This window comes from Ilumatobacter coccineus YM16-304 (assembly GCF_000348785.1).
Lineage (GTDB): Bacteria > Actinomycetota > Acidimicrobiia > Acidimicrobiales > Ilumatobacteraceae > Ilumatobacter_A > Ilumatobacter_A coccineus.
Window position 1 is genome coordinate 1,538,829 of the sequence record NC_020520.1, and the last position, 14,333, is coordinate 1,553,161.

The 14,333-nt window shown below is 66.9% G+C and carries 15 protein-coding genes; 7 read left to right on the forward strand and 8 right to left on the reverse strand.

Going from position 1 to position 14,333, the window contains the following annotated elements; genetic code table 11:
* The first annotated feature begins 85 nt into the window (after positions 1 to 85).
* Positions 86 to 3,664: a lamin tail domain-containing protein gene (locus tag YM304_RS06880; protein ID WP_015440933.1), complete on the forward strand. Its 3,579-nt coding sequence runs from the start codon at positions 86 to 88 to the stop codon at positions 3,662 to 3,664.
* Between the two features lies 1 nt (position 3,665).
* Here YM304_RS06880 and YM304_RS06885 read toward each other — a convergent pair whose 3' ends face one another.
* Together YM304_RS06885 and YM304_RS06890 are read right to left on the reverse strand one after the other, a co-directional pair.
* Positions 3,666 to 4,070: a type II toxin-antitoxin system VapC family toxin gene (locus tag YM304_RS06885; protein ID WP_015440934.1), complete on the reverse strand. Its 405-nt coding sequence runs from the start codon at positions 4,068 to 4,070 to the stop codon at positions 3,666 to 3,668.
* Positions 4,067 to 4,297, reverse strand: a complete 231-nt coding sequence (locus YM304_RS06890; protein WP_041298083.1) for a FitA-like ribbon-helix-helix domain-containing protein — start codon at positions 4,295 to 4,297, stop codon at positions 4,067 to 4,069. Before YM304_RS06890 ends, YM304_RS06885 begins: the two co-directional genes overlap by 4 nt.
* 100 nt (positions 4,298 to 4,397) lie before the next feature.
* On the opposite strand from YM304_RS06890, the gene YM304_RS06895 reads away from it, so the two are divergent.
* Positions 4,398 to 5,252 carry a DUF222 domain-containing protein gene (locus YM304_RS06895; protein ID WP_015440936.1) on the forward strand — a complete coding sequence of 285 codons (855 nt, stop codon included), beginning with the start codon at positions 4,398 to 4,400 and terminating at the stop codon, positions 5,250 to 5,252.
* Positions 5,239 to 5,652, forward strand: coding sequence for an HNH endonuclease signature motif containing protein (locus YM304_RS22155; RefSeq protein ID WP_051071343.1), 414 nt, complete (start codon positions 5,239 to 5,241; stop codon positions 5,650 to 5,652). Before YM304_RS06895 ends, YM304_RS22155 begins: the two co-directional genes overlap by 14 nt.
* Positions 5,653 to 5,663: 11 nt before the next feature.
* On the opposite strand, the gene YM304_RS06905 is transcribed toward YM304_RS22155, so the two are convergent.
* The gene (locus tag YM304_RS06905) at positions 5,664 to 6,164 is read right to left on the reverse strand and encodes a hypothetical protein (RefSeq protein WP_154723342.1); all 501 of its coding nucleotides are present in this window, start codon (positions 6,162 to 6,164) and stop codon (positions 5,664 to 5,666) included.
* A 111-nt stretch (positions 6,165 to 6,275) separates the two neighbouring features.
* Between YM304_RS06905 and YM304_RS06910 the strand changes: the two genes are divergently transcribed.
* Both YM304_RS06910 and YM304_RS25210 read left to right on the forward strand, forming a co-directional pair.
* Positions 6,276 to 7,982 carry a glutamine--tRNA ligase/YqeY domain fusion protein gene (locus tag YM304_RS06910; RefSeq protein ID WP_015440939.1) on the forward strand — a complete coding sequence of 569 codons (1,707 nt, stop codon included), beginning with the start codon at positions 6,276 to 6,278 and terminating at the stop codon, positions 7,980 to 7,982.
* A 2-nt stretch (positions 7,983 to 7,984) separates the two neighbouring features.
* Positions 7,985 to 8,959 (forward strand): SGNH/GDSL hydrolase family protein, encoded by a 975-nt coding sequence (locus YM304_RS25210; protein WP_015440940.1) that lies wholly within the window; start codon positions 7,985 to 7,987, stop codon positions 8,957 to 8,959.
* A 27-nt stretch (positions 8,960 to 8,986) separates the two neighbouring features.
* Here the strand turns inward: YM304_RS25210 and YM304_RS06920 are convergent, their stop codons facing one another.
* From YM304_RS06920 to YM304_RS06935, 4 genes are all read right to left on the reverse strand, one after another.
* Entirely contained in the window at positions 8,987 to 9,850 is an 864-nt protein-coding gene (locus YM304_RS06920) for a thioesterase family protein (RefSeq protein ID WP_015440941.1), read from the reverse strand.
* A 3-nt stretch (positions 9,851 to 9,853) separates the two neighbouring features.
* Complete coding sequence (locus YM304_RS06925) at positions 9,854 to 10,756, reverse strand: LLM class flavin-dependent oxidoreductase (protein ID WP_015440942.1); 903 nt, start codon at positions 10,754 to 10,756, stop codon at positions 9,854 to 9,856.
* The gene (locus YM304_RS22165; protein ID WP_015440943.1) at positions 10,753 to 11,529 is read right to left on the reverse strand and encodes an alpha/beta fold hydrolase; all 777 of its coding nucleotides are present in this window, start codon (positions 11,527 to 11,529) and stop codon (positions 10,753 to 10,755) included. Before YM304_RS22165 ends, YM304_RS06925 begins: the two co-directional genes overlap by 4 nt.
* A gap of 79 nt (positions 11,530 to 11,608) precedes the next feature.
* Positions 11,609 to 11,833, reverse strand: coding sequence for a hypothetical protein (locus YM304_RS06935; protein WP_041298085.1), 225 nt, complete (start codon positions 11,831 to 11,833; stop codon positions 11,609 to 11,611).
* A gap of 224 nt (positions 11,834 to 12,057) precedes the next feature.
* Here YM304_RS06935 and YM304_RS06940 point away from each other — a divergent pair, with 224 nt between their 5' ends.
* Positions 12,058 to 12,858 carry an SDR family NAD(P)-dependent oxidoreductase gene (locus tag YM304_RS06940; RefSeq protein WP_173401478.1) on the forward strand — a complete coding sequence of 267 codons (801 nt, stop codon included), beginning with the start codon at positions 12,058 to 12,060 and terminating at the stop codon, positions 12,856 to 12,858.
* 15 nt (positions 12,859 to 12,873) lie between these two features.
* Here the strand turns inward: YM304_RS06940 and YM304_RS06945 are convergent, their stop codons facing one another.
* Positions 12,874 to 13,755 (reverse strand): DUF4199 domain-containing protein, encoded by an 882-nt coding sequence (locus YM304_RS06945; RefSeq protein ID WP_015440946.1) that lies wholly within the window; start codon positions 13,753 to 13,755, stop codon positions 12,874 to 12,876.
* Between the two features lie 108 nt (positions 13,756 to 13,863).
* On the opposite strand from YM304_RS06945, the gene mscL reads away from it, so the two are divergent.
* Positions 13,864 to 14,286 (forward strand): large conductance mechanosensitive channel protein MscL, encoded by a 423-nt coding sequence (gene mscL, locus YM304_RS06950; protein WP_015440947.1) that lies wholly within the window; start codon positions 13,864 to 13,866, stop codon positions 14,284 to 14,286.
* Positions 14,287 to 14,333: the final 47 nt, after the last annotated feature.

Genomic DNA, 14,333 nt, shown 5'->3' on the forward strand with positions numbered 1-14,333 from the left:
ACGCTTCGTTTCTCAATGCTTGGTCAAGGTTGAGAAATTCGGTTTAGCCCCTGCTCAGCGCGACCGAAGACAGAAACGATCTCTCATGCATCGTGCTGCCCGACTTCCTCTCTCCGTGCTGACCTCGACCGCGGTCGTCATGGCCCTCGCGACCACCGCACTCGGCGCGCCGAGCGACGATCCGTCACCGGACGACGAGGTGTCGACCGAGAAGCCGGCGGAGCCGGCACCCGAGCCCGACCCAGACACCGAGTCGCCGACCGCCGATCGTGGCGCCACCGATGTCGAGACCGCTCCACCGCTGCTGTTCCCGCGGCCGACCGAGATCGTGACCGCCGGGCAGATCAGCGATGTGCCGTTCACGCCGCCGGCTGCTCCGCCGGCCGATGACGACGACATGGCTCAGGCTCGCCGCGTGTCGACGACCCCGGCGCCCGACTTCCTGCCGACGCTGCCGGTCGGCTCGCTGTTCGACGTCGTCATCACCGAGGTCCACTACAACCCGTCGGCGGTCTACGACTCGCGCGGCGAGTTCTTCGAGATCTACAACGACGGTCTGCTCCCGCTCGACCTGTCGGGGTGGACCTTCGGCGACGAGATCTACGACAAGCACACGATCAGCTCGCTGACGATCGCCCCGGGCGACTACGCCGTGTTGGCTCGCTTCGGCGAGTTCGACCGCAACGGCGGCGTGGCTGCCGACTACGTGTACGGCGACTCGGTGCTGCTCTTCAACGTCGGCGACCAGATCGTGCTGCGTGACTCGCTCGGCTTCGTCGTCGACGTGGTCGACTACAGCCTCGACGAGTTCCCCGACCCCGTCGGCAGCTCGATCTCGCTGGTCGACATCTCGGCCGACAACGCCGACGGTGACAACTGGTGCGTATCGACCACGCCGCTCGTCAACGGCGACCACGCGTCGCCCGGTGCTGCCAACCAGTGCGGCCAGTCGCGCGCCTCGCTCGAGATCACCGAGATCCTCAACAACCCGGGTCGCACCTCCGACTTCACCGGCGAGTGGTTCGAGATCCACAACACCGGAAACACCACCGTCGACCTGAACGGGTTCGGCATCAAGGACGACGATCGCGACTGGTTCACCGTCGACCACTCGGTCGTGGTCGAGCCGGGCGAGCGCGCCATCGCCGGCGTGCTCGACGACCCGGCCCGCAACGGCGGCGTCGACGTCGACATCGCCTACGGCGACGCGATGCGCCTGCACAACTCGTTCGACGAACTCGTCATCGTCGACACGCTCGGCATCGAGGTCGACGCCGTCCGCTGGGACGACGGCCGCACCTTCCCCGACCCGAACGGTGCATCGATGCACCTCCAGAGCGGTGCGAGCGACAACTCGAACGGCGAGAACTGGTGCACCTCGGCGCGGCGCTGGGCGACCGGCGACTTCGGCTCGCCTGGTGTGGCGGGCAACTGCACGCCGACCGAGTACCCCGACATCGTCATCACCGAGGTGATGTTCGATCCGGAGCGCACCTCGCCCGAACGTGCCGGTGAATGGTTCGAGCTCATGAACAACGGGTCCGAGACGGCGGTGCTCGACGGCTTCGTGCTGCGCACCTACTCGACCCAGCACACCATCGGTGATCTGACGATCGAGCCTGGTGCTCGTGTCGTCGTCGCCTCCGACGGCGATGTCGCCGAGAACGGCGGGGTTTCGGCCGATTACGTCGTCGGAGGCGATCTTCCGCTCTACAACACGACCTCGACGCTCGAAGTGGTGGCTCCCGACGGGACGCTGCTCGACCGGGTTCGCTGGACGGCGAGCCTCGGCTTCCCGTTCGGCAAGGGCCACTCGATGGAGGTGCGCGGCGCTGATGTCGACAACCTCCTCGGCCCCAACTGGTGCGCTGCCACCGACCGGTACGGCGACGGCGACTTCGGTACGCCCGGCACCGCCGGCTCGTGTGACGAGCCGGCGCCGGCTCCGTCGCTGGTCATCAGCGAGATCATGCGCAACCCGGCAGCGGTGAGCGACATCGTCGGCGAATGGCTCGAGATCCACAACCCGACCGCCGACGCCGTCGACCTCCTCAACTGGAGCATCGGTGACGAGAGCTCGGAGTATCACGTCATCACCGAGTCGATCGAGATCGAGCCCGGTGGCTACGCCGTGATCGCCCGCAACGCCGACCCGGCCGTGAACGGTGGCGTCGCCGCCGACTACGCCACCGGTTCGGCCATGGTGCTGCTCAACTCCGGCGACACCGTGGTGATCAACGACCGGTATGGGCAGTTCGTCGACTCGTTCAGCTGGACCAACAGCGACCTGTTCCCCCGCCCGAACGGCGGAAGCATCGCTCGCACCGACGCCTCGCTGTCGGCGCTCGCACCGGGTGACGACGCCAGCGGCTGGTGTGCGACCAGCACCCAGTACGGCGACGGCGATCGCGGTACGCCGGGCGCCGCCAACGACTGTGTGGTCGCTCCGAACCACGCGATCGTGATCAACGAGATCCACCGTGACCCGAAGGCGACGCCTGATGCCCAGGGTGAGTGGATCGAACTGCACAACTCCGGCGATGTCGACATCGACATCAGCGGCTGGACGTTGCGTGACGACGACGTCGACACGTTCGTGTTCGACACCGACAACCCGGTCGTCGTGCCGGCGGGCGGTTACCTCGTCGCCGGTCGCAACACCGAAGAACTCAACGGTGGCATCGAGATCGACGTGCAGTACGGCGTCGAGTTCATCCACTTCAACACGGCCGACGAGGTCGTGCTGCTCGACGACGACCTCGCGGTGATCGATCGGGTCGCCTGGACGGCGACCAACGGTTTCCCGAAGGTGTCGGGTGCGACGATGTCGCTGCGCTCCGCCGACCTCAACAACGCCGTGGGCGCCAACTGGTGCGCTGCCGTGACCGACCAGGGCAACGGCGACCTCGGCACGCCCGGCTCGCAGAACCTGTGTGAACTGCCCGATCCCGGACCGAGCCCGGTGGACCTGTCGTACTCGATGTTCGCGATCGCCGACGACAGCTGCAGGGGAGAGGTGACGCTCAACGGCTCCGAGATCGTGGTCGGCACCAGGATTCGCTCGAACGACGACTTCTCCGTCAACGGTGGCCTCATGACCTTCCTCGGAGCGGTGTCGTACGCCGACTCCGCCCAGATCGGCTGGGGCGCCCAGATGCTCGGCGGCGTCGAGCAGGAAGCCGGCGTCCAGGCCGACCCGTTCGGCTGGTCGCTCGCCGACTTCGCTCCGGGTGGGGCGATGGCGCTCGCAGCCGGCGACGACTACACGTCACACTCCGGCACTTGGCGGGTGACCGGCAACGCGGCCGACATCCCGGCCGGGCTGCACTACGTCGATGGCGACGTGCACTTCGCCACGGGCACGACGCACCTCAACGGCGTGACGATCGTGGCGACCGGCAGCATCAAGATCAACTCGAACTCGGTCAGCCTGTCGCCGTACTCGCCCGACATGCCGACACTGTTCGCCGGTGAGGACCGGTGCAACAAGTCCGGCATCCAGTTCAGTGCGAGCCTCATCAACGTGTCGGGTGCGCTGTACTCGCCCGAAGCTCGTATCAAGATGAATTCCTCGATGCTCACGGCGACCGACGCGTCGCTCGTCGGCGCTGCGGTGCAGATCGACGGCTCCAACATCCTCGTCAACCTGCTCCCGTCGCTCTGATCTACTCCGGTCCTCGAAGGACCTCGGTCGCACAGCTGATGGTCGGCGCGCTCGCCAGTCGCCGATCGGCCGTGACGAGTGTGCAGTCCAGGGCCTCGGCGAGCGCGACGTAGCACGCGTCGTAGGCGGTGACGTTCGCTCGGAGTTCGAACGCTCTCGGCATGAACACCGCCGTGGGGAAACGAGTGATCGGCAGTGCCAGCAGATCGTCGACGGCACTGCGAAATCGTTCGTCCGTGAGATCGCCCTTCAGCCAGCGTCGGCGTAGTACCGACACCGTCTCGACATCGACGAGATCGGGGGCCGATGCGGCGCCGGCGATCTGGAGCCGGCGACGAGCGAGGGTGCCGGCCGACTCGTCGTCACCGACGACGTTGGCCAGCACCGAAGCGTCCACGACGATCACCGCGTCGCGCGTTCCTCAGCGAGGTCGTCGACGGCGTCGTCGAAGCCGACTCGACCGCCTGAGCGCTGTTCGATTCGTGCGAGCACGTCGGGGAGCGTCGGCGTGTGCGCGATTCGTGAGAGTTCGCCGGTGAGGTATTGCTGGAGCGATTGCCCTGCTGCTTCGGCGCGTTGTTGCAGGCGTGCATGAACATCGGCCGGAAGATCTCGAATCAACACATTCGGCATGCTTGCAGTATGCATGCAGTCCGTCTGCGAGGCAAGCGCGGGTCGAAGCAGCTGACGAATTGCTCTTGCGTCTTGGATCGAACAAGTGTACGATAAAGCTATGTCAGCCAGGGATGACGCCAAGGAAGGGTTCGGTGGGTTGGCTGACGTGCGGGCTGCGGTCAACGAGATCGCTGGGTTTCGCAATGCGCTCGATGGGCGGATCGTCGACGTGGCGGTTTGGTTGCTCACGCACGACGAGTGGCGTGGTACCGGGTTGCACAAGCCCGAGCAGTTCCTGGCGTTCCGGTTCGGTATCGGCGTGGCTGCTGGTCGCCGCTATGTCGACGTGGCGCGGCGTGCCGACGAACTCCCGGCATCGGTCGACGCGCTCAGGTCGGGGGAGTTGTCGCTCGATCAGTTGATGCCGATCGTGCGGCGTGTGCCCGCGTGGGCAGACGACCAGGTGCTGTCGTTGTCGAAGCGGCTCACGGTCGGCCAGATCAACGCGGTCATCAACAAGTACAACTTTGAACGGTCGGGACTGCCCGACGACTCGATCATCTCGGAAGACCTGATCATCTCCGATGCCGAGCGCAACGAGACGCAACCGACCGAGACGCCATCGCCACGGCCGGTCGAGGTGCCCGATCGGTGCTGGATGGGGGTCGGCGACGATGGCCGGTGGCGGCTGCGCCTCGAGACCACCCCCGAGGTCGGTCTCACCATCCAGAACGCGGTCGACGAGGCTCGGGACCGCATCTTCCGTGACACCGCGAACTTCGTGTCCGAGGCTGAACACCGACGGGCGCGCGACCGATCATCTCGGCGCGCCACTGCCGGCGGCGATCGTCGAGCACATCACCTGCGACGGCATGCTCACGCCGGTGTTCCACCGCAACGGGGTGCCGATCTCGGTCGGGCGTACTCAGCACATCGTTCCGGCCCGTACCCGCAAGGCGGTGCTGCTGCGTGACGGTGGTTGTGCGGTTCCCGGCTGCGGGGCGACTCGCCATCTCGACGTGCATCACATCGTGCACTGGTCAGACGGTGGCCCGTCCGACACCTGGAACCTGGTGGCGTTGTGCACGCACCACCACCGATCACATCATCGAGGGCGACTCGAGATCAGCGGAAACGCCGACCTCGGCACCATCGTGTTCCGCAATCAGCACGGGGTGAACATGGCGAACGACGGGCCGAGACCCGAGCCCCCGGAGGGCCCGCCACCTGCGCCGACGAGCGAGTACCACCCTCCGCTCTGCGAGCGGCTCGACATGAACTACGTGAGCTTCGTACATCCCGCACGCCTCGCCCCCTTCACCCGCCAGGCGAAGGCGTGGGCTGCCCGGCACGCCGCCACCCCGACCTCTTGAGCGCTGGAGGGTCAGCGCACCTCGAAAGCGGCGGGGCCCAAGGCCTCGATGAAGCGGTGGGCGAGGTTGGCTTTGGGCGTCCGGCCCAGGATCTTGATCCCGGTCCGGTCGCCGCGCCACGCGCCGTCGGCGAACACGAACACGAAGTGTCGAAACTGATTGCCGGCTTCGGCCCGGCCGTCGTACCAGTGAACGGTGAGCCCCTCGCGTGGCCCGGCATGAAGGAGTTCTTTGGGGCGTGGGCGCAGACCTCCGGTGGTAGCGATGCACAGTCGGCGATCGGTGAGCGCGTAGACGGTGTGCGTGACCATGAAGCCGACCTGCTTGTCGGGGTCGAGCTCGAGTGACTCGATGAACGCGGCTCGGCCGCTGTCACCGAAGTCGCCCGAGGAGATCGTGTGACTCCCCGGAGCGGAGTACTGCGGCGAGTTCAGGCTGGCGTTGAGATGGGTCTCGAAGGTGTCGCCCGGGAACTCGCTTGCCACCCATTCTCTGACGCGTTCAGGCTTCATCGCAAACATGGCATCACATTCTGTCGGCTCGCGGCGGCTCGAGCGAACATCGCTCGCGTGTCGGCGTGTCCACGTGGTGTGGGCAGTCTGCCGCCATACTTGACGGCGACTATGAGCGGCAACGACGACCATCCGGCAGCGGCGAACTTCGTTCGCGAACTCGTGATTGCTGATGGTGAGCAGCAGACGTTCGGCGGACGTGTGCAGACCCGCTTCCCGCCCGAGCCCAACGGCTACTTGCACATCGGGCACGGCAAGGCGATCACGATCGACTTCGAGCTGGCTCGCGAATTCGACGGCGTGTGCAACCTGCGCTTCGACGACACCAACCCCGAATCGGAAGACACGACGTACGTCGACGCGATCATCGACGACCTCGCCTGGCTCGGCTACCCGGTCGACAAGGCGCTCTACGCCAGCGACTACTTCGAGCAGCTCTACACCTGGGCGGTCATGTTCATCGAGAACGACCTGGCCTACGTCGACGAACAAGACGGCGACACCATCTCGGAGCAGCGCGGCGGCTACGGCAACCCCGGCATCGAGAGCCCGTTCCGTAACCGCCCGGTCGCCGAGAGCCTCGACCTGTTCCGCCGCATGCGAGCCGGCGACTTCGACGACGGCGGCCCGGTGCTCCGAGCGAAGATCGACATGCAGCACGAGAACATGCAGCTGCGCGACCCGATCATGTACCGGATCCGCAACGCCGAGCACCACCGCACCGGTGACGCGTGGAAGATCTACCCGACCTACGACTGGGCCCACGGCCAGAGCGACGCGATCGAAGGGGTCACCCACTCGCTGTGCACGCTCGAGTTCGACAGCCACCGCGCGCTCTACGACTGGTACCTCGATCGCATTCGCGAGCTCGACGGCCTGCCGTACGAACAGCCTCGCCAGACCGAGTTCGCCCGTTTGGAGCTGACCCACACGGTCACGTCGAAGCGCAAGCTCAAGCAGCTGATCGACGACGGCATCGTCGACGGTTGGGACGACCCGAGACTGCCGACCCTGCGCGGCCTGCGCAAGCGTGGCTACCCGGCCGAGTCGATCCGTGAGTTCTTCGAGTTCATCGGCGTGTCGCGCACCAACAGCCGCAACGAGATCGAGCTGCTCGAATCGTTCGTGCGCCGCCGCCTCAACGCCATCACGCAACGACGGATGGCGGTGCTGCGCCCGCTCAAGGTCGTCATCACCAACTGGCCCAGCAACGACGACGGGAGCATGCATGTCGAGCACATGGAGCTGGTGAACAACCCGGAGAACGCCGACGACGGCACGCGCCAGGTGCCGTTCTCCGGCGAGTTCTGGATCGAGCAGGACGACTTCAACGCCGACCCGCCGCCGAAGTACTACCGCCTCACCCCGGGCCGTGAGGTCCGCCTGCGCGGCGCGTACTTCGTCACCTGCGAGAGCTTCGACACCGACGCCGACGGCAACGTCACCCAGGTCAACGTCACCTACGACCCCGAGACCAAGGGTGGCAACTCGCCCGACGGACGCAAGGTGAAGTCGACCATGCACTGGGTGTCGACCGCACACGCCGTCGATGCGTCGGTCGCGCTCTACGAGCGCCTGTTCAGCGCCGAAGTGCCTGGCGAGGCGACCGGCGACGTCATGGACGACCTCGACGCGAACTCACGTGAACTGCTCACCGGCTGCAAGGTCGAACCGGCACTCGCCGACACCGCCCCCGGCGACGTCGTCCAGTTCGAACGGCTCGGCTACTTCGCGCACGACCCGGAACAGTCGATGCTGTTCCATCGCACCGTCGGCCTGCGCGACGAGTGGGCGAACATCCAGAAACGCAAGGGCTGATCGTGCGGCTGGTCGTGGCGCTGCTGTTGGTCGTCGGTGCGGCATGCGGCACCGACGACGACGGCGCGAGTGGGCCGGTCATCACGCAACTCCCCGACGTCACGACGACCGTGACCGCCGACGCGGCAGTCGCGCCCGACGAGCCGCTGACCGGGTCGGCCGACGTCCGCGCCGCCGAACCCGCGAGCCAGTCCGGCGCCGAGACCGCGACCGAGCCCGAGACCGACGCGATCGAACCCGCGGTGACGCTGCCCGCCACCACGACCAGCAGCACCACCTCGACCAGCACCAGCACGACCACCAGCACCACCACGACCACGACCACGACCACGACGACCGAGCCGGTGGTCGAGCCGGTCGTCGTGGCGGCGCCGACACCTGGCGCTCAGTCGACCGCCTGCACGTCGGTGGCCGTGATCGGCGACTCGACCGCAGTCGGCATCGACGGGTCGACCGGGGCCATCTCGTCCGATGCCGGCATCGTGAACACACTCGCCGCGATCGGCGTCTCGGACGTCCGACTCGACATCAGCGGCGGCCGCTCGATCGTCGAGACCCTGCCCGGGCAGACCAACGGCGCCGAGGCGATCACCGCGCTCCGCTCGACCGGCTTCGACGGATGCTGGATCATCGCGCTCGGCACCAACGACGCGGCCAACATCGCGGCCGGATCGAACGCGAGTGCGGCCAATCGAGTCGACCGCATCGTCGACGCAACCGGCGGCGGTCGCACGCTCTGGATCAACGCGTCGACGATCACCACCAGCGGACACTGGGCGCGCAACAACACCGTGCAGTGGAACAACGACCTCGCCGCGCTGCTCGCCGGTCGCGGCAACATCGGGCTCGCCGACTGGGACTCGCTGGCGAGCCAGAACGCCTGGTTCACCTCCGACGGCATCCACCCCAACAGCGCCGGGCTCGCCGCCCGCGCCCAGTTCTTCGCCGACAGCCTCCGCGCGTTCTTCCCGGCCTGAACCCGCGGGCACGGCCGAGACAACGACTCAGCCGGGCTGGATCAACAGCGACTGCACGCTGCGCCCGAACCGGCCCGCTTCGTCGTGCAGCGACGACTCCGCGAAGCCCGCGCCGCTCGACTCGGTGGCGGTGCCGTACACCGAGTGGCTCGCCAGGCCGATCCACTCGCCGCGTGGCGGGCGAGCGATGTGCACGGTGAGATCGGGGTTGATGTAGGTCGCCGTCTCGGGGGCGATCGCCGAACTCACGCCGTTGCCGAAGTCGGCCGCGGTGACGGCGCGTTGTACGCCGGTGGGAGATTCGCCGGGAACCAGGTCGACGAGCAGGCGGATCCACACCTTGCACGGACCGGTACTGTCCCAGCTCCCTTCGACGAAGCGGTGTTCGCACGACGACCGATGGAACGCGATCTCGCTGGTGTCGAGTGACCACGTCGACTCGATCACCTCGCCGTCGCCGGGCTCTCCGACGAAGTCGTCGGGCAGGCGAGCGTGATCGGGCAGGGGAATGCTCTGGTGGCGGATGCGGAGTGCGCGGGCACGGGCGACCTCGACGTCACCGTGCCGCAGTTCGGCCTCGACCAGCGACACCTTGCGCCCCGGGCGAACCACGCGGCTGATCACGTCGAGCGGTTGGCCGACCGGCACGGCGCGGGTCAACTCGACCGTGAGACGCGAGAGCTGCCACTCGACGGTCGGGTCGGATCGTTCGTCGGACACCCGCTCGCAGGCGCGGGCGAGCAGCGCCGACGGCGGTCCGCCGTGACAGTGGTCGGGGTTCCAGGGGCCGCGCGTGTGCTCGGTCGGCGTCCAGCGCTCGGCGTCGGCGACGGGTGAGTGGCCCGGGAGGAACAGGACCGGCGATGCGGATGGAGATGCGGATGATCCCACGGCTCAGCCCACCTCGAGCGGCTTGAGTGCGTCGGCGGCCTCGGCCAGATGAGCGACCCACGCGTCGGCATCGCCGGGCTCGGCGATCGGCAGTGCGACGAACTTGGTCGTGCCGACGTCGACGAAGCGCTGCACCATCTTCTGCAGTGCGTCCCACGAATCGGGCACGAGTTGCGTGACGTCGTCGAGGTCGGGGCGGCGCTTCTGCAGCAGCTTGGTGAGCACGTCGGGCACGGGCCCGAACGCGTACGGGATCAGCACGCCGTAGTGATCGTCCTCGATCTCGCGATCGTGTTCGGCGGCGACCTGCTCGATGACCGCTCGCCCGGCCTCGGCATCGCTCGGCAGCACGAATGACGGCAGCCAGCCGTCGGCGAGCCGGCCGATCCGCTTCAGCTCGGATGGTGCATAGCCGCCGAGCCACACGTCCATGCGTTTCGGAGCCGGCTGCACCACGACCCCGTCGTAGGAGAACCTTTCGCCGGCATGACTGAACGGCTCGCCCGTCCAACACTTGCGCATCACCGCGAGCGTCTCGTCGAAGATCGCCGCTCGTTCCTTGCGTTCGACGCCGAACGCCTGCTGTTCGACCGGGTCGACCGCGCCGAGACCGAACGCCGGCAGGAGGCGGCCGCCCGACATCGTTGCGAGCGTGGCGAGTTCTTTGGCGAGCACGACCGGGTTCCGGCCGGGCAGCACCATCACCGACATGCCGAACTTGAGCTTCGTCGTGCGGCCGGCGCCGTACGCCATTGCCACGAGCGGGTCGGGCGCCTCGCCGCTGATCTTCTCCGACAACCAGAGCGAGTCGAACTCGTGGGCTTCGAGAGCGTCGACGACCGCTCCGTAGGTCTCGTCGTGCAGTCGCGTTCGCGTGCCGAGCCCGAAGCCGATGCGTACCTTCACGATTCGGCTGCCGTCACGGCGAGCGGAGCGATGATGTCGGTGAGCTCGGTCACCGCGCTCACGAACGGCGAATGGTCGGTGTCGAGATCGACTCGATGGGTGCAGCGCTTCGCGAGTTCGGCCTGGTGGACCGGATGGATCGCACGGTCTCGAGCGCAGAACACGTAGGTCGACTCGATGTGATCGCGCGGGGAACCGGTGGCGTCTTCGAGCATCGACGACATCGACTGCGGGCTCAGGCGGGGGAGCGCTGCGGCGATCGCCTCGGGCGAGCACGACGCGTACAGCGCTCCGGCGGCGAGCTCGGGGTTCAACGTGCTCGACTGGCCATCGTCGGCGACGACCATCGCACCGGCGAGATCGACCTCGTGGCGTTCGAACGATCCGAGTGCTCCCATCACCGATTCGCCGGCGTCGAGCGCGAAAGCGGTCACGTAGACGAGGTGGGCGATGTCGGACCGGCCGGTGGCGGCTTCGGTGACGACCGCTCCGCCATAGCTGTGGCCCACCAGCACCACGTCGCCGTGTCCGCTGTCGGCGAGCCGGTCGAGGACGTCGCCGACGAGGGCGGCGTCACCGTGCAGACCGGTCAGCGGCTGGGTCGACGCGCCGTGGCCGGGAAGGTCGATGGCCAGCGACGGTATGCCGCGCCGATCGAGTTCGGCTTGGAACGTGGCCCAGCACCAGGCGCCGTGCCAGGCACCGTGCACGAGAACGACCGTGGCTGGTCGCGCGGCGTCGGCAGGGCGAGTGGAATCGCTGTTCGAGGTCACCGGCCCATCGTGTCACGCCACGCGAACACCGCCGACATCGGCGGGGCCGGGTCGATGCCGGCCAGTCTGGCCAGCCGGGTCAGTGTGACGTCGGGATGGCGAGGAGGTCGTGGATGGCGGAGCGGCGCACTCGGCCGGTCTGGATCCAACTGGTGACGAAGGCGACGACGATCACCGGCAGCACGATGGCGACCTGCGGTACGTCGGCGAGCGTGCTCGCAGCAACGGCGACCAACGCCGCGACGACCGACAGCACGACGGCGAGCTTGAGAGCGGCGGTCCATGTGCGGCGGCTGATTTCCATGTTTTCGATCATGCCCTTCCAGAGGATTCCGAACCGTCGGAATTGCACTTTGCACGCGAACTGTCATGCATGCGTCACATTTGGCGCGGAATCGCGCGAAACCATGTCGTGTCGGTGTTGCGGACACATGACGGAACCCCGCCTGATTCGTGACCGTGTCATTTGGGCGGCCCGGGCGGCGTGGATTCCCGATCAGTGGTTCTCGCTTCGTAGTGTCTCGTTCCATGCCTGACAACGAGCAGCCCACCGACGCCCAGACCGCTCTCGATCCGCTGTCGATGTTCCGCCTCGACGGGCGCGTCGCGATCGTCACCGGTGCCTCGTCGGGGCTCGGCGAGCGCTTCGCTCGCGTGCTGCACGCCGTCGGGGCGAAGGTCGTGCTCGTGGCCCGGCGTGCGGATCGGCTCGAAGCGCTGAGCGCCGAACTCGAGAACTCGTTGGTCGCTCCGGCCGACCTGTCGATCGAGGCCGACCGCGAGCGAGTGGTCGCAGCCACTCTCGAGCACTTCGGCGGCGTCGACATCTTGGTCAACAACGCCGGCATCGGTCAGAAGACCTCCGTCGAGGACGAGACGCTCGACCAGTTCCGCTTCGCCATGGAGGTCAACGTCACCGCCATCTGGCACCTGTCGAAGCTGTGCTCGCCGTCGATGATCGAACGCGGCAACGGGTCGATCGTCAACATCGCCTCGATGCTCGGGCACGTCGGTGCCACGCCCGTCAAGCAGGCGCACTACTGCGCCAGCAAAGGCGCGGTCATCAACCTCACACGTGAACTGGCGCTGCAGTGGAGCCGCAAGGGCCTGCGCGTCAACGCGCTCAGCCCCGGCTGGTTCCGCTCGGAGATGACGGGCAACATGGCGACCGACGAGGCGAGCCAGAACTTCGTCAAGGCCAACACGCCGCTCGCTCGCATGGGCCACGCTCACGAACTCGACGGGGCGCTGCTGCTGCTCGCGAGCGACTCGGGTGGCTTCATGACCGGCCATTCCCTCCTCGTCGACGGCGGCTGGACGGCTCGCTGAGACGAACCGGCAGGGTCACGACGTGGCGTTGTCGTAGACCAGGTACGCGAGCGGCGGGATCACCACCACGGCCAACACCAGCAGCACGATGGCGATGACCGCGAAGTTGTACGACTGGTCGCGCGGCGGGTCGCCAGCCGCTCCGATCGTGTCGTACAGCGCCTGGATCGGCTGATCGGTCGTCAGCCGGATTCGTCGCCTGGCGACCGCGGCCGCGTAGAGCGCTGCCCAGCTCAACGAGCCGAGCAACAGCACCACCACGACACCGGCGATCACGACGCCCAAGGTCGTGTCGAGTGCGGCGCTGATCAGGCTGACGATGGTCGACAGGATGGTCGAGAGGATCGCGCCGCCGAGCAGGAACGTCGGGACACCGACCGGATTGCCCTTGAAGCCCTGCTCGACCTGTTCGGCGTTGATGCGCGCTCGCCGGAGCAGGACCTGGGCCGGTGAACCCCAGATCGAGTTCGCTTCTCGCCGTTCGTACAACTTGCGCAGGTTCGTGACGAGCCCGTTGACGTACCCCTTGACGATCCAGCGGGTCAGTTGCTGGACGATGTACTGGGCGATCGGTTTGAGCGGCCCCATCGGTGGCAACTTGGCGTTGCGCGACCCGTTGCGGTCGAGCACTTCGAGTGACCGCATGGCCATTCGGTGTGCTTCCGGGAACTCGTCGGGCTGCCAGAGCGGCTTCACCTTCGACAGCTGGTCGACGATCTCCTGCTCGACCTTGCCCGACCCGCCGATCTCCTCGAGGAGCGCGCCCTTCTCCTCGTTCGACGATGCACGCAGCACGCGCAAGGCGTCGATCCGATCGAACAGGAGCGGCTCGTCGACCCCGGCGTGCGGGTCGTCGACGTCGCCGGTGACGATGAGTGCCTCGTGCTCGTCGTTCATCACGGCCGAGAGTAGCCGGGGTATGTCATCCCAACTTGTGCCGGTGTGCTTGACTATCGTGCTGTCACAAACCCACGACCTCAATACACAACCTCAGGAGGCACTCGAGTGCTGCAAGAATTCAAAGACTTCATCACGAAGGGCAATCTCATCGATCTCGCGATCGCGGTCGTCCTCGCAACGTTCTTCGCGCCGGTCATCACGGCCATCGTCGACGGCGTGATCCTCAACCTCGTCGCGGCGATCTTCGGCAAGCCGAACTTCGACGAAGTGGCCCGGATCAAGATCTCCGACGGCGACGGCGACATCTCGATCGACCCCGACACCGGGCTGCCGATCGACCCGGCGACCTATCTCGAGTTCGGCAAGGTCATCACGGCGCTGATCACGTTCGTGATCGTCGGCTTCGTCTGCTTCCTCATCGTCAAGGCCTACAACAAGATGGTCAAGGAAGAAGAGGAAGAGGAGTCCGGTCCGAGCGAGGTCGATCTCCTCACCGAGATCCGCGACCAGCTCAAAGCCAACAACTGAGGTTCGTCGAGGCGGCCGATTCGGGGGAATCGGCCGCCTGACGTCCG